This is a genomic window from Arthrobacter sp. alpha11c, assembly GCF_054149985.1.
Genome location: NZ_CP196747.1, coordinates 2,102,895 through 2,122,473, shown reverse-complemented (window position 1 = coordinate 2,122,473; position 19,579 = coordinate 2,102,895). Strand labels below are relative to the sequence as shown.

At 62.4% G+C, this 19,579-nt stretch carries 16 protein-coding genes; 6 read left to right on the top strand and 10 right to left on the bottom strand.

Annotation, left to right across the window (positions count from 1 at the left end):
• From ACTAQJ_RS09660 to ACTAQJ_RS09635, 6 genes are all read left to right on the top strand, one after another.
• Entirely contained in the window at positions 1 to 810 is an 810-nt protein-coding gene (locus ACTAQJ_RS09660) for a metal-dependent hydrolase (RefSeq protein WP_498701836.1), read from the top strand.
• A 94-nt stretch (positions 811 to 904) separates the two neighbouring features.
• Positions 905 to 1,717, top strand: a complete 813-nt coding sequence (locus tag ACTAQJ_RS09655; RefSeq protein WP_498701835.1) for a glycosyltransferase — start codon at positions 905 to 907, stop codon at positions 1,715 to 1,717.
• A gap of 14 nt (positions 1,718 to 1,731) precedes the next feature.
• Entirely contained in the window at positions 1,732 to 3,144 is a 1,413-nt protein-coding gene (locus ACTAQJ_RS09650) for a glycosyltransferase family 4 protein (protein WP_498701834.1), read from the top strand.
• A 35-nt stretch (positions 3,145 to 3,179) separates the two neighbouring features.
• Entirely contained in the window at positions 3,180 to 6,164 is a 2,985-nt protein-coding gene (locus ACTAQJ_RS09645; protein ID WP_498701833.1) for an oligosaccharide flippase family protein, read from the top strand.
• Positions 6,165 to 6,169: 5 nt separating this feature from the next.
• Positions 6,170 to 7,312 carry a glycosyltransferase family 4 protein gene (locus ACTAQJ_RS09640; protein ID WP_498701832.1) on the top strand — a complete coding sequence of 381 codons (1,143 nt, stop codon included), beginning with the start codon at positions 6,170 to 6,172 and terminating at the stop codon, positions 7,310 to 7,312.
• The gene (locus ACTAQJ_RS09635) at positions 7,302 to 8,096 is read left to right on the top strand and encodes a PIG-L deacetylase family protein (protein ID WP_498701831.1); all 795 of its coding nucleotides are present in this window, start codon (positions 7,302 to 7,304) and stop codon (positions 8,094 to 8,096) included. Before ACTAQJ_RS09640 ends, ACTAQJ_RS09635 begins: the two co-directional genes overlap by 11 nt.
• Positions 8,097 to 8,173: 77 nt before the next feature.
• Here ACTAQJ_RS09635 and ACTAQJ_RS09630 read toward each other — a convergent pair whose 3' ends face one another.
• From ACTAQJ_RS09630 to ACTAQJ_RS09585, 10 genes are all read right to left on the bottom strand, one after another.
• Positions 8,174 to 8,401, bottom strand: a complete 228-nt coding sequence (locus ACTAQJ_RS09630) for a hypothetical protein (RefSeq protein WP_498701830.1) — start codon at positions 8,399 to 8,401, stop codon at positions 8,174 to 8,176.
• Positions 8,402 to 8,453: 52 nt separating this feature from the next.
• Entirely contained in the window at positions 8,454 to 9,146 is a 693-nt protein-coding gene (gene deoC, locus ACTAQJ_RS09625; protein ID WP_498701829.1) for a deoxyribose-phosphate aldolase, read from the bottom strand.
• A gap of 128 nt (positions 9,147 to 9,274) precedes the next feature.
• A complete protein-coding gene (locus ACTAQJ_RS09620) occupies positions 9,275 to 10,135 on the bottom strand; it encodes an FAD-dependent oxidoreductase (protein ID WP_498701828.1) in 861 nt (286 codons plus the stop codon).
• 161 nt (positions 10,136 to 10,296) lie between these two features.
• The gene (locus ACTAQJ_RS09615; RefSeq protein WP_498701827.1) at positions 10,297 to 11,658 is read right to left on the bottom strand and encodes a patatin-like phospholipase family protein; all 1,362 of its coding nucleotides are present in this window, start codon (positions 11,656 to 11,658) and stop codon (positions 10,297 to 10,299) included.
• A complete protein-coding gene (locus ACTAQJ_RS09610) occupies positions 11,655 to 12,125 on the bottom strand; it encodes a hypothetical protein (RefSeq protein ID WP_498701826.1) in 471 nt (156 codons plus the stop codon). Before ACTAQJ_RS09610 ends, ACTAQJ_RS09615 begins: the two co-directional genes overlap by 4 nt.
• Positions 12,122 to 12,604, bottom strand: coding sequence for a hypothetical protein (locus ACTAQJ_RS09605; RefSeq protein WP_498701825.1), 483 nt, complete (start codon positions 12,602 to 12,604; stop codon positions 12,122 to 12,124). The genes ACTAQJ_RS09610 and ACTAQJ_RS09605 overlap by 4 nt, the downstream gene beginning before the upstream one ends.
• Entirely contained in the window at positions 12,601 to 13,611 is a 1,011-nt protein-coding gene (locus ACTAQJ_RS09600) for an acetoacetate decarboxylase family protein (protein WP_498701823.1), read from the bottom strand. The genes ACTAQJ_RS09605 and ACTAQJ_RS09600 overlap by 4 nt, the downstream gene beginning before the upstream one ends.
• Complete coding sequence (locus tag ACTAQJ_RS09595; protein ID WP_498701822.1) at positions 13,608 to 14,681, bottom strand: alpha/beta fold hydrolase; 1,074 nt, start codon at positions 14,679 to 14,681, stop codon at positions 13,608 to 13,610. The genes ACTAQJ_RS09600 and ACTAQJ_RS09595 overlap by 4 nt, the downstream gene beginning before the upstream one ends.
• The gene (locus tag ACTAQJ_RS09590; protein ID WP_498701821.1) at positions 14,678 to 16,687 is read right to left on the bottom strand and encodes a hypothetical protein; all 2,010 of its coding nucleotides are present in this window, start codon (positions 16,685 to 16,687) and stop codon (positions 14,678 to 14,680) included. The genes ACTAQJ_RS09595 and ACTAQJ_RS09590 overlap by 4 nt, the downstream gene beginning before the upstream one ends.
• On the bottom strand, positions 16,684 to 19,431 hold the full coding sequence (locus tag ACTAQJ_RS09585; protein WP_498701819.1) for a GMC oxidoreductase: 2,748 nt from the start codon (positions 19,429 to 19,431) through the stop codon (positions 16,684 to 16,686). The genes ACTAQJ_RS09590 and ACTAQJ_RS09585 overlap by 4 nt, the downstream gene beginning before the upstream one ends.
• Between the last annotated feature and the right edge of the window lie 148 nt (positions 19,432 to 19,579).

Genomic DNA, 19,579 nt, shown 5'->3' with positions numbered 1-19,579 from the left:
ATGATGGGAGGACACCACGCCGCGTCAGGAGCCGCGGCGTGGATTGCTATTGCCTCAACCGGGCCCTACGCCCTGGGCTGGTACCCGCTGGACTCCACCGGCATCCTCATCGGAGCCATGGCGACGGCGGGCACAGCGTTGGTGTGCGACTGGGACCACCGGCACAGCACCATAGCGAATTCGCTGCCGCCGCTGTCCAATGTGATTGCGGTGGGCATTGAGAAAGCCAGCGGCGGCCACCGACAAGGAACTCACTCGCTGTTGGGAGCCGCGGCCTTTGTAGTGCTGGCGGCCATGGCAGCTCAATTTCAGATGGTCACACCGGCTGGGAAGCTCTCCGTCGGCGCTGGTTTGCTGTGCATGTTCATGATCAACCTGGCGGCCAAGGCTTTGAACCTGTTTCCGAAGTCTGGCTGGATTACCAACTGGCTGTTCGCTGTGGTGATGGCCGGCCTGGTGACGTTGTTCGCACCGGATCAATGGGGATGGTTGCCGCTGTCAATGCTGACGGGCGTCGCGGTCCACATTGTGGGGGACATGATCACCGTGGGTGGCGTACCGTTGCTGTGGCCGATCGTCATCAAGCCACCTAAATTCCTGCGGAAATCACTGATCAGTGGCATCTGGCGGGCCAACGGGGCTTTTTCGATTCCGCTGTTGGGCAGGGCAGGTTCACGGCGCGAGTGGCTCGTACTGATTCCTGTCAGCGGATACGCCATGGTGGGCATGGGCGCGGCGGGCTGGGCTCTGGCCCAGCAACATTGGCCCGGAGTGTTGGCGGCATTGGGCGGTGTGATCCAAGCCCCTTGATCCGGACGCCAAGTTGGCGTCATGTCTCGCGGCCTGTGCCCACTCCCTTTACGAGAAAGCGAACTTTTGCGTTTTCACGTATACGGAGGTTCAGATGGCTGTGCTCCACTCACGCAGTATGCACATCGGCAGCAGGGGAGGCCTTCAGGCACTGCGACATGCGGCTTCACTGCGTCGTTCCGTGGTTGATCTTGAAGTCATAATTCCGGCCTACAACGAGGCCGGACGAATTCCCAATACCCTGCTGCAGGCAGTCGATTTCCTGGCAAGTCAGCCCTGGTCTTCGCGGATCGTGGTTGTAGATAACGGCAGCGTTGACGAGACCGGGGCTGTAGTCCGCCGTATTTCGCGCGAGACAGGAAGCCGCGAGTCAGGAAGCACCGTCCCGATTTCCGTGATCGGATGTTCCCGTCGTGGCAAGGGGGCAGCTGTCCGCAGGGGCCTCCTCAGCGGTACGTCACGTTTCACCGGGTTCTTTGATGCGGATCTGGCCACACCGTTGGATACGCTGACTGCTGCCATGTCCCACCTCGAAGAGGGTGCTGCTGCAGTTATTGCCTCGCGCCATGCGCCTGGCTCCACCCTTGTCCGGCCGCAACAATTGGGACGGCGCGTGGGTGGTAGTGCTTTCCGCGCACTGACCAAGTCCAAAGTGAAGGGCATCTTCGATACCCAGTGCGGCTTCAAATTTTTTGAGCGGTCCTCGCTGACGGCGGCCATGGTCCAATGCCGCGCGACGGGATTTGCCTTTGATGTGGAGTTGCTTCTGAGGCTGCAACACCAAGGGGCCCGAATCATCGAACTGCCTGTCGCCTGGACTGACGGAGAATCGTCAACCTTCCGGCCGTTTCACGACGGAATCGCCAGTTTTGCCTCCGTGCTTCAACTAGAGAAATCGATCCTATGACCAGTGCTTTCCCAATGTCCCCAACACATCTTGCTGGAAAGCACGTACTTATCCTGAACTGGCGTGACGTCGGGCATTCCCAAGCCGGGGGCGCCGAGCAATATATGCACGAGATTTCCCGCAGATGGATAGAGGCCGGGGCCAAAGTCACGTGGTTTACCGGGCGAGAAGCGAATCAGACCGCGGAGGACGTCATCGACGGCATCCGGATCCTACGCGCTGGCGGTCCCTTGGCAATCTATGCCCACGCGGCGCTCAAGCTCGTGCGAAAAGGCAGCCTTTACGATGCTGTGGTGGATTGCCAAAACGGGATCCCCTTCTTCTCTCCGCTCTTCATGCCAGCCGGGACTCCCATCATTCAATTGATTCACCACGTTCACCAAGAACAATTCCGCAGCAGATTCTCGCCGCCCTTGGCTGCCCTCGGCCGCTTCCTGGAAAGCCGCGGCGCAAGAGCTGTCTATGGCCAGCGGGCCATTGTTGCCGTATCGCCCTCTACACGGTTGGAACTTCGCAAGCTTGGATTCTCCGGACCAATTCACGTAGTACCCAATGGCACCATTGACGTTCCCGCAGAGGTTGGCCCCAGGGCTCCTGAGCCCACCATTACCGTCGTCAGTCGTTTGGTGCCGCACAAACGGCTGGACTTGTTACTGGGCCAGATTGCCGTTGCAGCCTCCCGTATCCCTAATCTGCGCCTGGAAATCGTGGGCGATGGGCCCGAACGAGGCCGCCTTCAGCAACTTGCGATGGACCTGGGGCTCAGCCACGTTGTGACTTTCCATGGCTATCAGCCCAACGAGGTCCGCAACAGGCTGCTGAACCGGGCATGGCTTACTACTTCCACGTCGGCCTCAGAGGGCTGGGGATGTTCAGTCATCGAGGCGGCCGCCTGGGGTGTTCCCTGCCTTGCCTTGCGAGTTCCGGGCATCCGCGATTCCGTGGTAGACGGCAGCACAGGATGGTTGGTGGATACGCCCAAGGAATTTGGCAGCGCCATGGTTGCCGCCCTGGAGGCGTTGGCCGCCCATCAGGCATCGCAGGAGTTCTCTGCACAATGCCAGGAGTGGGCACGTTGCTTTACGTGGGAGCGGAGTTCGGCACTTCTGGCTGGCGTTGTCCTTGAAGAGACGCAAAGCCTGGAGGCAATCGGTGGACGCAGTTCCCGCTCCGATATGTCCACACTGGTTCGTTTCGAATTACCGCCAGGGACCGACCTCCGGGCCGTACTGCGCCCCACGGATGAAGTGTGGGAGGGCGAAGGCCAGGCCTCGGTATTGATGAAGGGCCGGGACGAGTTCGAAGCCTTCGCAGTCCTGAAGCAGATCGGGGTTGACTCAGCTGAGTTGCAACCGGCCGGACGGAGCGTCCTGCTGGCCGGACCTGGAAGCGTTGCTTCGCCTGCCCACGCCGTTGATGGCCTGTAGGGCGCATCCGGCCGCGACCGGCCAGGGGTGCGAACATGGCTGACACCCTGCTTCAAACGGATCAGGAAGCCACGTCCGGTGGCTTGGAAACGCCATCCCGACGCAGAAGCAAAGTCGGGGGAAACAGCAAAGTAGGTGAAAACAGCGTCTTCCTGGCCATGTCGGCCGGGGTGGTGGGTGCAGTCAGTTACGCCTGCAGTTTGCTCATGGCCAACATGCTTCCAACTGCGGACTACACGCACTTTGCGTCTGCCGCGATGCTGATGGGAATCGTCGGGATTGTTGCATCAGCCTTGGTGCCGCTTCCGCTTTCCCACGTAGTCGCTGTCAATCCTGAAGGCTCCGAGGAACGCAAGGATGGCATGGCCTTCTCGGTTTTTGTGTCATGCCTGGCGGGAGCAGCGGCAGCCGCAGTGACAGGAATGGTGACTCTGGCCTTTGCCACACCAGCGCTCGCGGGCGCTGTGGCGTTGGGTTCGCTGGCTATCTTCATCGTGACGGCGCCCTCGGGTTGGTTGCAGGGTGAATTGCGTTTCACCTGGGTTGCCGTGACGAACATCGGCGAAGTTGTCCTCAGGCTCGGGTTCAGTGTGTTGGTGATCGTCCTCGCATGGGGTGCAGGGGGAGCGGTCCTCGGTTTTGCTGTGGGCTCAGTAGCTCCGCTTGCCGTGCCGCTTTCCTTCTATCGGGACCTGCATTGGCGTCCGCGGGTTCTGCTGGACAAGTGGCGGTGGGCGGAGACCATCGAGATCGCCTCGGTGCTGTGCGTAGTTTCGGTGCTGGTTGGCCTCGACGTTGTGGTGGTTGGGTTTCTGGACGAAGGATCTTCCGCGGCAGCCGGATTCCAAGCATTGGCATCAATTGCCAAGGGGCCGGTGTATGTGGCGGCCGGTACTGCCTTGGTGGTTTTCCCCTTGCTACGCATTCCAGGCGCGGACGTGCGCCAGATCCTTGGAGCCGCTTTCACCTCCTTTGGGCAACTGGCGGTAGTGGCCTTCGTCATTATCGCGACGGCACCGCATGCGCTGGCCGGGCTGATTGTGCCCCAGAAGTATCATGGCTCCCTGGAACTGTTGCCATGGTTGGCAGTAGCTGGCCTTGGCTACGCGGTGCTGATGGTACTGTCCACAATCCTTCTCGCGCTGAGGGCCTACCGGCGATGCCAGGTAGGCCTTGGCATCGCTTGCTTCCTGGTGGTGGGTGGGTTGTGGGCTGGCTGGCATCTGAATGCTGTTGCCGGCATGGCAGTGGGCTCAGCGGCGGGTTCCGTGCTGGCCTCGGTGGTCCTGGCGCTCATCGCTCATCCGGTTCTTGCCGCCACCGCGCGTCCGGGACGTGTGGCCTGGCGGTGGTTTGCCTACCCAGCCGGACTGGTTGTGGTGCTGGCCGTGGCCAGCGGGTTTCAAACGTTTGTATGGCTGCTCCTAGCAGCCGCTGCCGGTTTTGCCATCTTGGCACATCAGCGTGGCTTGTTGCCCGGCTGGAGCAAGGTTGCACGGCGAATTCAGGGACTCACGGGCACCTGGATGCCGTTCTTGGCTGTGGTTGCCGGAGCCTTCGGCGTTCGCGCCCTCGGTTTGGGACAGGGTTTTGAGCTCTGGGTGGATGAGTTGCTGTACGTGCGTCTGGGCGAGTCTGTCAGTGCCGGCCACTTTCCCACGCTCCCTGACGGGCCATTCTTCCTCCACCCGCCCGGCTATTTCCTCCTCGAAGCCGGCGTCATCAGGCTGTTCAACGTCTCTGGTGAAATTGTGGATGTCGTAGTGCAGTTGCGGTGGCTGAATGCGGCGCTCGGAGCATTGACCGTGGGCTTGGGGTTCCTCCTTGTCAAAAGGCTTGCCAGTATCAGGCCCGCGTGGCTCTGCGCCGTGCTTCTTGCTTTCGAGCCTTTCATCCTGCGCAACAACAGCCATGCCTTCCTTGAGACCTCTGCCATGGCAGCTGTGCTTGCGGGGTTTTTGGTATTGATAGGAACGCCGGAACCCGCGAGGAAGATGACCGCTATCCTGCGCTGGTCGTTGGCGGGATTGCTCTTGGGATACGGCGTTCTCTGTAAGGACTTCTTCATCATCTGCACCATCGCTCCGGTGATGGTTGCTGTGTTGTGGAAGAGAACCCTGCCTTTGCGAAAGGCAGCGCTTGTGGTGGCGGCGACTGTCATTCCCTATGCCGCTTACCTCGCTGTGGTAGCGCTGCAGGGACAAATGCCCGATTGGATCTGGGCCAAAAGCAATGGGCTGCTTCGGATGTCCGGGGTTGAGGAGAACACGGGTTTCACGGCGGAAGGCTCGCCCAGCATCGTGTCCCGATTGATCGAACAGAGCGGTCACTTCGGCACGAGTTATATCCTCCTGGCGCTGTGTCCCGTAGTGGGCCTCCTCCTGTGCTTCAGCCTTCATGCAGGGCGCCGGTTCATTGGACTCGCAGGGTTGGCTCTGGGTGTCGCTGGTGCCTACAGCGCTGTGTTCGGCACCTTCGAAGAGCAAAATGGGTATGGCGTCATGGCGGCAGGGGCCTTGTGCTCCGTGCTGGCCGTGGTGGAGCTCATGGAGAGATATCCGAAGGGTCGAAGGGCCCTCGCGGCGATGTCCATATGCTTCGTTGCCTTGGCGGTGCTCCTTGGTATGCGCACGGCACTCACTGTGGACAATGGCTTTGCCAGTGCGAGGCAGTGGGTCAAAGCGAACCTCCCGGCAGATGGGCGCGTGAGCGTCACGAACAGCACTGCCGAGTTGATATTCAGGGATGACGCCAGGTTCGGAATCTGGCCATCAGCACCCTTGATGAAAGAGCACGGAGCAAGTTACATCCTGACCCAGTCGCTGCCGACCAGCCAGGGATACGGCTACGCGAATCCCACCATGCTCGGTTGGCTAAAGGAGCACGCAACTCCTGTTTTCACTTCCGAGGGACCCACCAATGGTGATACGACGCTCTGGTTCGTGCGTGAAGCCGACCTGGATGTTGCTGCATCGGCGAATATCGGGTTCCCGTCCAAAGACCATGGCACAGAACGGTAAAGATCATGAGGGTTTTACATCTTGGGTTCGAAGACCCAGACATGCCCGGCGCCGGTGGGGGATCAGTGAGGACACACGAGGTCGATCGCCGGCTGGCTGCGAACGGCTTCCGGTTGACCGTCCTGACCACCAGGTACCCCGGGTGGTCAGAGCGTGTGCAGGACGGCGTTCACTACGTGCCAATCGGAATAGGCCATGGACGGAACAGGCTGACCCGGCTCCTGGGCTACGTGCTGATGCTTCCCTTTGAGGTTCGACGGCGTCGCGCAGCCGTTGATCTGGTGGTGGAGGACTTTTTCGCGCCCTTCTCCAGCATGGCTGCGCCACTCTGGACTAAGCGCCCCACCATTGGCCTGGTCCAGTGGCTGCATGCGCGTGAGAAGGCACGTGAATACGGGTTGCCCTTGCACTGGGTGGAACGCTGGGGTGTTAGGCGCTACGGGCGAATGATCGCAGTATCGCAGGGAATAGCCGACCGCTTGACGGCCATGAACAGGGACGTCCGCGTGGACGTGATAGGCAACGGTGTGGATCCCGCAGCGTGGAAGCCCGAACCAAGCACCGGACAGGACATCCTGTGCATCGGGCGCTTGGAATTCGGTGGCAAAGGTCTCGATTTGTTGTTGGCGGCCTGGGAAAAATGTGGTGGACGCGTCGATGGCCAGCTCCTGATTGCAGGTGCCGGTCCCGACGAAGCCAAGCTTCGCGCTGTCATCGAAGAGAGGGGCCTCTCCAACCGGATACGCCTTCTGGGGTGGCTCTCCGGGGAGCAGAAATTCCAGGCAATGAGTGATGCGCGGCTTGTGGTTGTTCCCTCCAGGCAGGAGACCTTTGGGCTGGTGGCCATCGAGGCATTGGCTGTTGGAACTCCGGTGATTGCCTTCGATATCCCTTGCTTGAGGGAGATTGTCCCCGACGCCGCCGGCTGGTTGGTTCCGGCGTTCGACGTCGATGCCCTTGCTGCGGAGATCGTTCGAAGATACCCGCAGGATGGACTGATGGAGGTGGGGGCCCAAGGCAGGTCGTTTGCTTCCGGCTTCAATTGGGACCGGCTCGCCGAAATGCAGGCCACATCCTTTCGCAATGCGGTTGCTGAAGCCGCTCCAACAGGGCCTCATCCACAAGGAGGGCCTCCGCATGGCAATTGAATCAAAAATCGAACGATCCTTGGCAGGCGACGCTCCCTGGCTGTTCCTGTCGCCCCACCTCGATGACGCGGTTTTGTCCTGTGGCGCGCTTATTGAGGCGCAGGCGCAGGAACGGGAGATCATCGTGGCAACTGTGTTCACAGAAGCCTCCCCTGCACCGCACACCCGGGCCGCCCGCTCTTTCGTGCGCCAGTCCACGCTGGAGGATGGCGTGCAACTGTTTGAGGCCCGCAAAGCAGAGGACAAGGCCGTCCTTGATGCCATGGGGGTACAGCTCGTACATATGGGCGCCGTGGATGCCTTGTTCCGTCGTCGAGCTTTACCGCGGCTCGCCAAAGGCGCGTGGAACAAGCTCCTGCCGGAATTGACGCACCGCTACTCGACGTATCGATTCGACATCGCGCTCGGACGGATAGCACGGGGAGATAATGCGCTCATCCGGCAACTCCAGGACAACGTTGCCGAGCTAATGGCGGCGACCAGGGCAGAACTGCTCTTCGTTCCCGTAGGTGTGGGTAGCCATGTTGACCACCTCATCACCCGCAAGGCCGGGGAGGGCCACCCTGAAAACCTGGTCCTTTACTCGGACTTTCCCTATGATCTGGTCTCGCCGCCGGATATGGCGGGGTTGGCGCGCCTTGGGTACCAGCCGTGGATTTGGGAACAAGATTTGTCATCCAAGCACCCGCGGATCAGGCAGTATTCCACGCAAGCGGACGGGTTGTTCCCCAGCGGTGTAATTCCGATCAAAGCGGAAACCTACTTTGTCCCGCGTTCATCCTGAAGCTCAAGCAGCTAAGCCCGCCCCAAAAAGCAATGGCCCGGGCATATGCCCGGGCCATTGAGAAACTGCGTGAAAGTTTAGCTTTCGCCAGCTGAGTCCGAGCGGCCAAGGATGGTCTGCGGAATCCAGAATGCCAGTGCGAACAGGCCCAGGCAGACGGCCATCGGCCACGGGTTATCCAGGGTGAGGAATGACAGGGAGTAGATGGCGCCCAGGAAGAGCACGATCATAATCAGGAACAGGACGATGCTTCCGCCGAGGTTGTTCTCTTTTTCAATGGGGGCGCTTGTTGCGTTCTTGGACATTCATTCCTCCTCGGCCCCGCAGGGCTCAAAATCTGTGGCGGTCGCGGATGCCTCAGTAATCCGATGAACCCTGTTCACCTTTGACAATGGCTATTCCGGAACTCGCTCCGATACGTGTTGCACCAGCAGCAATCATAGCCTGTGCGTCAGCCAGGGACCGCACTCCGCCGGACGCTTTGACCCCAACATCGGGCCCAACGGTCTTGCGCATCAAGGCAACGTCTTCAACGGTTGCTCCGCCGCCGTTGAATCCGGTGGAGGTTTTGACGAAGTCAGCCCCGGCCTCCACGGCGGCTTCGCAGGCAATGACCTTCTGTTCATCGGTCAGCATCGACGTCTCGATGATGACTTTCAGGATCGCTTCGCCGGCGTGGACAGCTTCGGCGACGGCGGTGATGTCATCCACCAAGGCGCCCTTGTCATTTGCGCGGGCGGCCGCCATGTTGATCACCATGTCGATCTCATCGGCGCCATCCAACACCGCCCCGCGGGCTTCGAACGCCTTGACGTCGGTGGGTGTGGCGCCCAGCGGGAACCCGATAACCGAGCAGGTCAGTACTCCGGATCCTTTGAGGGCCTTGGTGACGGTCTTGACCCAGATCGGATTGACGCAGACGGACTTGAATTTGTACTCGACGGCCTCGGCGCAAACCTTCAAAACCTCGGCCTCGCTGGCCTCCGGCTTCAACAGTGTGTGGTCGATGTACGAGGCAATGCTTACAGGCGCGACGGCTTCGTTGCTCATGGGATCCTTCCGTGCCGGGCGTGGCCGGCCCGATGGCCGCAGGGTTGTCACTGCCCGTCAAAGGACCATCTTGCCACATGGTCCGATTGCCAGTCGGGGTTGTCCATGTAGGCAGATGGAGGCCGCAGCTAGGCCGCCATCGCGGCCTGCTGGTTGCTGCCCCGTACGCCCAACAGCATCCCCGAGGCGCACAGCATCGCGGAGGATTCGGCGGAGAGAAGGAGACCCAGTCGGAGACCGTCGCAGGAAGCGGCGTCGCCTATCGCCCAGATGCCCGGGACGGAGGTGGTGAGGTCTCGCCCTACTGCGATGCCGCCGTCGGACGCAATCAGGAGACCAGCACTTTCGGCGAGTTCGCTACGCGCCGTACGTTCCTCGGCGAGGACCACGAGGTCCCCGTTCATGCTGCTGCCGTCCTCGAAAAGGATGCCGGTGGCGGCCGGGACGGAACCTGCAGTGGAAGGAACGACGGCGGCAGGGCGGAGGGTGGTGCGGACGGGACGGACTCCGCGGGCCCGGAGCACGGCCTCTGCCTGGCCCGCTGCGGGACCATTGCCGACGAGGATTCCCAGCGGGCGCCGGCCAACGATTCTGGTGACGTCCTTGACCGCTTCACCGATGTTGGTGGCGTCGTCGATGGTGGAGTAACTCAGACCCGCTTCGGCGCCGACAACTGGCGGGAGGCTTGGAGCTGAACCTGTGGCGATCACCAGTTGGTCGTAGGAGAACTCCATGCCGTCCACGGTGGTGACGATCTTCGCTTCGGCGTCAATGAAACTTGCGGCCTGCCCGAACCGGACCGAGACCTGCGGCAGTTCTGCCAGTTCCAGGAGAGCCTCGGGGCATTCGTCGCGATTGCTGAGCACGGTGATGCTGCCATCGAAGGGGCGTTGCCGGGAACCTGAACCGCTGCCGGCCAGCCGCCGCACCAAAGCCTGGGCTGCGGGACCTGCGCCTGCAATGACAATGTGAACGGGTGTGGAGGACATGTTTGGCCCTTTCGCTGGCGTGACCTGTTGATCATTAGCGTAGGGTGTCGGTTTTTCGCGGGTGTTTCCCCCTTGTTGCCATCTTTTGCAGATCGGTAGCGCGCTGTTTACCGGCCGGTAATAACGTGGATCACACTGGAGTTCAGCGATCACAGTGAAGTTCAGTACCGTGCCAGCAACTCCCGCAATCCGTTGGCGGCGAAGCTGGCCACGGCCTCCGCCCGGTCAACGAAGCCGTGGGCACCCACTGGCTCCACAGACGCCAGAAGCCCTGCCGCATCGGCCAGGCTCATGACCAGCTCGGCAGTCAGGCTCCCCACCTGTGACCCGTCCACGCGCAATATTGCCTGGCGCGAGTCGGTCCAGGCATCCGGACCGGGATCGTCCCGCAAGGTGCGCGTCAGGGACACGTCCTGCCACCCGCCGTCGAGCCTGATCCGAGCACGGTACGTGACGTCGTGGCGCTCCGTTTCAACGCGCCCATCCGAGAAAAAGACGCGGCCGCCCAAGAGCGGGTGCTCCAGGAATCCCGTGAACTGCGGCGGCACAGTGGACCCGGCCGTGGGCAGCATGACGGTGGCTTTGAACGTCAGGGGTGAGCCCTCCAGTTCTCCGCGCAGGGTGTCGTTGAATCGGACGCCCGCCGGTGGTTCTGTCATCGCGGTGCAACTGGCGTCCTTCGGAACGCCGGCTGGCGTCATGATGTCCAGGTACGCCCGGGCGTCCCGGTAACCCATGCCGATCAGGGTGTCGGCGTCGATCCTTCCCAGATAGAACTCTGGGTCCAGTGGGAGCGGATGCTCAGGACGCACCACATGCAGCACAAACTCGCGTCCAGCCGCGCTCGCAACCTCGAAATCAGCGAGAAGGGCTCCCGTGGCGCTCATTTCGATCATGTGGACGTACTGCTCCAAGGGCCCGTCACCCCAATATGGCGAGTTGCCGATGCACCAGATCAGCCACACTTCCTTCGCTCCCCGACGCAGCGCTTCGGCTACATTGGCGTCGCGCATCCAGACGGCATCCGTCCAGATCTTTCCATCCCGGCGCAGCGGTGTCAGAAAAATGGGCAGTGACATTCCCGCAGCCATGAGCTCCGCGTCAATGGCGGTGGCATCGATGGCGTGGCATCGCTTTTCGGTGAACTCCACCACGTTGAAGGAACCTTCGACGGCGCCCGGTTCGGCCGCGCGGCCACGGATAGTCGCGTCGTTGATCCCCAGGGCGGGAAAGACCTTGTTCAGGATGCCGTCCGCGTCACCAATAGCGGGCAGGGCCCAGGGGCCCTTGAGGTAGTCACCGACCGGCAGCGCCGAGCCAAAGTCCTTCACGTCCACGCCGGACCACCGGGTGCACATTTCTTCCGCCGACACCCCGGACAGCAGCATCCCCGCCGTCAGGATCCCTCCGGAGCTGCCGTCAACATGGTGGAACTCCAGGCCTTCCTCGGCGAGCGCCCGCATGACGCCGGCCTGCCAGGCCACGCGCATTCCGCCGCCGGCGAGCACCAAAGACCGTTTCACAGCGCGTTTCCTCCGGGCATGCCCCCACTGATCCTGCGCCAATAGACGACCAGGAGTACCGCCGTCGCGAGGTCAAAGAAGGCCACCAGCAGCGCGATGGGTGAGAAGACGCCGTTCAGTACCCCGATGCCGACAGCTCCGAATGCCCCGGCTTTCTGCAGTCCGGACCAGAGCACCACCTCGGGGGAGGGCACGGCGTTGAGCAGGGTGTGGAGGAGCAGTCCGCCCACCACCACCATGAACATGCCTACTGTGCCGAAGAGTTGCCGCATTCCGGGGGTGGGTTCGGCGCCTATCAAGGGCAATATTTGTCCGCCAAACGGGACCTGCACTGCACCGGTCAGCACCGTGATGACGGCGATCGCTGCGAGGATGGCGCGCAGTGGATCGGCGGTGGCCCAAGCCAACACGCCGGGGCGTCGCGCTTGGTGGTGAGGCGCGGGTTGTGCCGGCTGATGGGCGGTCATGCGAAGGACTCCAGCAGGCGTCCGCGGTCCACTAGCAGCCACACCATGGCGGCCCAGGTCAGCGTGGAGACGTAGAAGCGGATGTCGTTGAGCATCATCCAGCGTTTCAGCAGAGAGCGGAGTTCGGCGTCGTCCGCGAAGTCGCCGCCCCGGATGCGCTTGTTGATGGGGATGATGATGCCTTGGCCTACCCAGGTCAGGACGATGATTCCCAGCAAGCAGATGATGGCTGGGATGACGCGGATGGTGCCCCACTCGGACCACACCAGGATGCCGCCTGAGATGAACATGATGGGCACCACGATGGTGAAGAACTTGGTTGCTGCGCGGGTGGGGATGCCGAAGTGCATATCTACGTTCTCGCGGGCCAGCGACCGCCACGTGGGGTACAGAAAGAACTTGAGGACCCACATGGTGCCTACATACATGGTGGCGCCGAACAGGAAGTAGAGCGCGTTGATGAGCAGTAGCCAGTTCACTGGATGCTTCCCGGAGTAGCGCGGGGTACGGCGCCGGAGTCTGGTGCCGTGCGCATTGGTGCCGTGCGTGCGGTCCTGCTCCGGTCCGGCGGGGCCAGCCATTCCTGGCTCTGGCCCAGGTTCACGACGCTGTCCAGCATGTCGCCTCCGCGAAGGGCGGCTGCGGCGGATTCTGTAGGTGCGGTGAGGAACCAGGCTTCGTAGTGGTCGTCCAGGACACCGTGGGCTTGCGGCAGCCAGGCGGTGAACACAGGTTTGCTTTCCACCTGCAGGTTCTTCAAAGGCTCGACGCCGGGCGCGTCACCGAGGATGAGGCGCGCCTTGGCCTGTGCTCCGAGCGCGATGTCACCGGTAGCTTCAAAGTAGATGTCCGATTTCCAGAGCATGTTCCGGAAGACGCAGTAGTTCGACGCAGCAAGCTTCAGCGGCAGGTGAGTTGCGCTTGGTGGGTCGGGACGTTCGATCTCGATGTAGCAACCCAGCCGGCCGTCCTTGTCGTATTGTGCTGACACGGTGGAATCAGTGACCACAAAGTCCAGGTTGGCCTGGTGCTTCGGCATGCCCCAGATTCCCTTGCCACCCTTGACCGAAATCTCCGAACTGACGGGGAGGTCCACCACGAACTGTCCCAGCTTGAAGGTTTTTTGGAAGATCAGCGGGAGGATGGGCGGGGCTGGCCTGCTGCCGTGGGTGATGGCGATGGCCAGTGAGTATTCGATGTACTTGCCGATGTCCGTGGACTTGTAGTTGACCACGGTGACCACCAGCAGCCCTTTGCCGCCCAGGCTGAAGGGCCGCATCTCCGTGCCGGGGAGTGCTGCCGCTGCGGCTTTCTTGTTGATGGGGAAGGCCGCCATGAGCACAGGGGAGTCATCGGAATTGACCGGCATGACGTACTTGATGCCATCGGCCAGTGCGTGCTGGCCGCGGAGGCGTTCCTGGCGTCGGGGAACCGGGGATGGCATGAGCTTGAGCAGGGGGGTAACCAGTTCGGTGAGTGTTTTCATGACCTTGGCTCCTGGACTGGATTGAGTTCCTGGGTTTTGTTGAGCTCTTCGACGATGACCGGGAAGGTGTCCTGCCATGCATGCTGGCCAAAGAAGACGTCCAGATGTCCGTAGCCGGGAATGAGGTGGAGCGAGTCCTTCCCGGGCCGGTGTTTCTGGAAGAAGTCGAAGGTGCGTTGTTGGCTTTCGGGAAGGAAACAGAGGTTGTCCAGCCCGGCGATGAACGCGAACCGTGCATCGGTTTGGGGAGCCTCGGCCACAAAGTTGTCCGGCAGTTCCGGATGGTTTCCGGCAGCTACCATGTGCCCGGCTTTGATGCTGCGGCCCATCTCCTCGAAGAACGTCACCGGGACCTCGGCGAACTCGCCGCTGAGCCATTGGTGAGTGGCGTCGTCGAGGTTTTCGTGGGCCCAGAGCGCCGGACGGCCGCTGCCGTAGGTGAAGCTGACCATCTTGCAGACGATGTTGTCGCACTCGCGGTGGGTGGCCTTGACCAAGCCTCGGATGGCCCGCGTGAAGTAGCCCTGCGACTTATAGCCCCAAGCGGGGGACAGGTAGGGAGTGAAGACCTTGACCACAGGCGTCAGGTAGTCGATCTTGAGCCGCGAGAACGCAGGCACCACGGGATGCAGGGACACCGCGTTGGAGACGATGGTGTCCACTTGGGGCAGGAGACCGGCCACGGCGGACATGGTGAACGACGTCGATCCCTGGCAGTGGATGACGGCCTTCATCGTTTCCGCGCCGGTCGCGTTCAGGACATGCTCGACGGCGGCAGGGTGGTCGTACACGGCAGCGTCGGCAAGCGTCCAGGACAGGGGATCGAGATCGATGGATGCCCTCCAGTTCAGCATCCACACGTCCCACCCGTCCTCCAGCAGGACATCCACAATGGTGGTCCGGACCGGTGGCCTGAACAGCTCCGCCCGCACGCCGGAGCCATGGACCAACATGACCGGTCCTTTAGTCACCTCCACGGGCGACGTCACATGGACCAGGCTCAAGGGCGTGTTGTCCCGGGCCCGGAACGGGATGACCTCGGTCCGGTGCTCGGCACGGGTGATGATCATGGTGCGGTTCCTTTCCGCGTGATGGTGATGGGTTCTTCAAGCAGCCGCACGGCAGGAAGACCGGACTCCGGAACCAGCCGCGCGCCGTCGTCGTTCGTTGCCAGCTGCCAATCGCGGCACACTCTGTCCACCACCAGCGGGTAGACAGTGAGGCTGCCGTCGGCGGCGAGGTGGAGGCGCAGGAATCCCTTGTGGTCTTCAATGGATTGGCCGGACATTTTCCACGTAGAGACCTCCCCGCTGGGCGTCGCAAGGATGAACAGCGCGAAGGCCTCGCTGCCAAGGGCCCAGCCACCCAGGTACACCAACGCGAGCGCCAGCAGCAGGATGACGACGTCAGGCCAGCCGTCCGGCCAAGGAAGCAGGATCACGACGGCGGTACTCACCGCGAGCGCGGACAGCTGGTAGAGCGCGCCGCGGGTGAAGACCACGATCCCGGCCTTGGCCAGCCCAAGGAGTCGTGCCACTAGTGAGAGGACTGCGAGCAGGAGCGGCACCGAAAGGATCAGGAGCAGCGTGTTTCCGTGGGTCAGGCTGCGGAGGCTGTCCACGAAGGATTCCCCGCGGAACGCGCTGAAGACTGTCCAGAGCGTTACTGCTGCGATCACATGCACAATGCCCAGGGACAAACCGAAGCCGGGGTTGCGGATGGGGAGCCAATATAGCGAGAAGGGGTTCGCGAGCCGTGGACCGAGCAACTGGGAATCGGCCTGGTCCGGGTAGAGGGTGGGCATACGGGTGAAGTGGCGGGTTCGTGCGTGTTCGTGGACGCCGTGGGGGTTTCCGGGTTGGGTGACGCTGGAGGACAGGCCCGGTGCGTTTTCGTGGCAGGGAAGGACGAGATGTTCCGGGAGCCAATGGGCGTCTGAAAGGTAGGCGCCGCCCAGGCCGCAGGTGATCATTTGCGTTCTTGTTGGGTCCGCCGGGAGGTTTTGCCCGTTTGGTTCGTCCGTGCCCAGTTCGTCAGGAGACGTCCGCTCCTCGTAGCGGGAATAGTGGTGCAGGTCGCCGGTGAGCCACAGCCGGACGTTTGCGCCCGTGGCCTCGAACAGCCCGGTCTCGGGATTGAACCGACGGCGCAGGTAGTCCTGCTCGAAAAAGTTGACCTGCCTGAACTCATTCGGCCCCGCGTGCTCGGCGTCAACCCAAAAGGGAGCTGCCACGCACAGGATGATGGCATCTCCTGGTTGGAGCTGGAGGGTGACGTTCCGGTAGAAGTAGTCCAGTTGTGGTTCGTCGATGTACTGCCCCAACTGGCTGTCCAGGCCCAGGAGCCACCAACCCGGTGTACCGTCCTGTGGTCCGGCGGAAACTTGCGTGGGTGATTTCCCGGTGAGCCGGACCGCGAAGTAGCTGCGCGTCTGGATGGTCCGCCAGCCCCCGATGCTGCGTTGCCGGGTGAACATCCGGATGAACGAGGTCAGTCCGTCGTACCAGTCGTGGTTGCCAGGGAGTGCGAGCATGATGGGTGTGGGATTGTGCTTGGTGGGCAACGCCATCCGGTATGGTCCTGCCATCCGATTCTCGTAGGCAGCCGGTGAAGCGACGGGGTAGACCTCATCGCCGCCGAGGACCAGCACCTTTCCGCGGGGGAGCTCATGGCCTTGAACGGTTAGCTTGTCCTGGGCGAGCAGCAGCGCAACGGAGTAGGTCGCGTCGAAGCCATCTCCAAGATCGGCGGTGTAATCGAGCCACAAATCAGCAGGGCTTAACGGCCCGCTGGGATTTGTGGTGCGGGACGCCTCAAGCTCCCCGGGGGTTGGAAGCCCGCGGCTGGTGACCGGCGGCTGGGCTGGTTGGCCGGGGACCGGGAGTTTATTCAGGCGCAAAGGATCGGCAGGGAAGCTGCCCTCAAGTTCCCTCTTGTCACCGAAGTCAGCGAACACAGTAGCTGCCATGACCTTCAATGCCGTCCGTGCCAGCGACATCGGCGAGAGCCAGCGAACCGCTGCCTGGGGAGTGAAGCCCAGGACATTACGGTGCTTCGCAAGCTCCCAGCTCTTCATCTGCGTGGCCGTCGCAGTGGGCTCCGGACCGGGAACGGGACCCGTTTGAGGCCCCGCCCGTAGACCTCCCACAACTCGCCGGCGAACAATTTCATGAAGGACGCCAAACCCACAGCAGGCGCCGGGCCCTCGGCACGGAAGGTGGTCAGTTGCTTGGCGAAGTCCAGCGGGCGGATGTACAGAATGCCGGCACCGAAGACGTCCTCCTCGCCTGGCTCTTGGACATCAGCCGCTTCCGACGGCGGAACGTGGCCGCGCAGGATTGTCGCGTACAGCGAGGTGGTGTCCTGCCAGATATCCAGCCCGGCCTCGTTATGGATCAACTTGTACCCCGTGAACGTGAACGGCGTTCCGCCCGGGTCCCGCAGCCACAACCGGTACAGCATGCGCCTGGCCGGCCTGCCGTCGTCGGAAGCGTCCTCCACAAAGAGGTTGAACCAGCCGCGCTCCACCGGCATCCGGCCACCAAAATAGTCTGCGAGGACATACCCCTCCGCCTTCGCAGGGTGGCCCGGATCCTTCACGAACGCATCCATGTCCTCGGCCGTAATTGTCAGCTCGAACATGATCCTGCGGCCACGGTCCCTGCCCAGGCTTCGCCCCTTCTCGGGATCACTGAGACCGGGACTGAACCAGCCGTGCATCTGCTCCGTGAAACGCACAGAGGTGGTGGTCTCTGTAGCCGCCGGTTTCTGGTCTTGGGGTTGCTGGGTTTGGGGTTGTGGCAGCCCCAAATCACGGCTCCTTGCTCCCGTGGTGGCGGCTGCGCCCTCTGCGGCCGCGCCCTCTGCGACTGCGCTCGCAGGCCGCTCCTTCCGCGCGCCCTTGCCCTTGGTAGCGTCCGGTGCCAATTCGCGCGGAGCCGAAGCGTCGGCCAAGTGGTCAGTGGCCCGGTCGTCACTTCGAGCAGCATCGGCGGGGGTAATTCCCTTGTGTCCGGCACTGTGGGCGTTCTCCAGGATGTGACGGCACGCCCGTTCGGCAAAAGCAGAAATGGTCAGCGAAGGGTTGGCGCCCACGGGGCCAGGCATGGCTGCCCCATCCATCACGAACAGGCCGGGATAACCGAACACCTCGCCGTAGGAGTCGCACACCGCCTCGCCCGGGTGGCGGCCCGACGGTGCGCCGCCGATGGGGTGGACCGTGATGACACGTTTGGCCCACCACAGCGGATTGTCTATGAAATCTCCGTCGAGGTCCTTGGCGATTTCGGACATTGTTCCGCGGACGCGTCCGAAGTAGTCCTTGGACGTGGCCATCGTCCAGGCAATGGCGAGCCTCCCGTCGCGAAGGGTCATGACGCCGTCGGGAATATCCCGGCCCATCCCCAGCAGCGGCACGGAACTGGAGGATAGGCGGCCGTCACCCAGTGCGGCGGCGAGGTCGGCGGAGACGTTCGAGCGCCCGGCGTCGAACAGCCTGTCCTTGAGCAATTGGCGGGCAACTTTGGCTGTGCGTTTGACGGTGGTCCCGAGCTGGGCGGTCTCCATGAGCCAGTTCATGAAGGCCGGATACCCGGCGTCCTCCACGTAGTAGCCGCGACCATCGCCGTCGTCGTCGTTGGAATCGGGGATCCTGATCGCGGTGGTGATGACTGGTCCGCGGCTGCCGGTGAGTGTTCGCACTCCGGGTGGGGAGCCGTTGGCCGCGGGCGTCTTGGCGCCCATGATGAACGTCAAGAGATCGCCGTTGCCGCTGAACCGGGTGCCTATGGAGTCGCTAAGGGCAGGTAATGAACTTCGATTACGCAGGAGCAGGAAGTTGGTGCCGAACGTGCCGGCGCCGAGGATGAGCCGGCGGCAGTGAATGATTCGTTCCTTGAGGAGTTCGCCTTGGCGCTCGGGATCGTGCACCACGTAGCGGACCTCGTAGCCTCCCCTCGCAAGTGGCCTGATCCCGCGGACATCGTGGAAGGTGCGGATATCCGCGCCCTGATGAGCTGCGGCCGAAATGTAGTTGTGGTCCAGCGTGTTCTTGGCGCCGGCGTTGCAGCCGATATCGCACTCACCGCTGAGCGTGCACGTGGTCCGGACGGTGTTTGGTCCGTGGATGCTGCCGTAGGAGGGGAGGGGGAGGGGCCTGTTGGTTTGGGGTTCCTTGGTGGGATCCGTGGAAAAAGTGACGGCGATGGGTGGCCTGCTGATCGGTAGGCCAAGGGTTGCGGCGGTGTTCTCCATGGCCATGGTTTTGGCCGTGTCGTTGTACGGATAACGGACCGGTTGGAGCATGTCTTCTGCGGCCTTGTAGTACGGGTCAAGGTCCGCCCGTGTGAAAGGCCAATTCTCGTAACCGCCGCCAGGGATGGGGGACTCGTTGACGAACCATTTTTCGTCCTTGCGCAGGAGGACGTTGGCGTAGATCAGTGAGCCACCACCCAGACCGCTGGACACCAGGCCCTCCGTGCCGCGGAATGTCCAGGCATCAAAAAGCCCGTACAGGCCGCGGTCCGGGTCCCAGAAATTCCTGCCCATCTCGGCTGGCGAACGCGCGAAACTACCGGGCGGATAGGGCTTGCCACGTTCCATGAGCACCACGGATTGTCCGGCCTCGGCCAAGCGGAGGGCAGCCACCGAACCGCCGAATCCGGAACCGACCACCACGGCGTCAACTTTTTCGATGCCTTGTCTTTGGACGTTCTGGGTTTCGGCGTCCTGCGCTCCCGCGTGGCGTGCACTGTGGCGTGCCGGATCAGGTGCTGGTTCCGCACCTGAATTCCCGCTGTTCCCGGTCCCCAGACGACCCATGGCCGTTCCTCTCAGAGGAAAGCTGACCTGAAGGCAGCCCCGGCCTGACCGGGCGGTGCCTCCGGACTATCGCCCTTATGTTCCCACCGGGCCGGGGATCTGTCCATGAGGTGGAGTTATTCCGTTGATCCGGCGTGGCTGGCTTGAT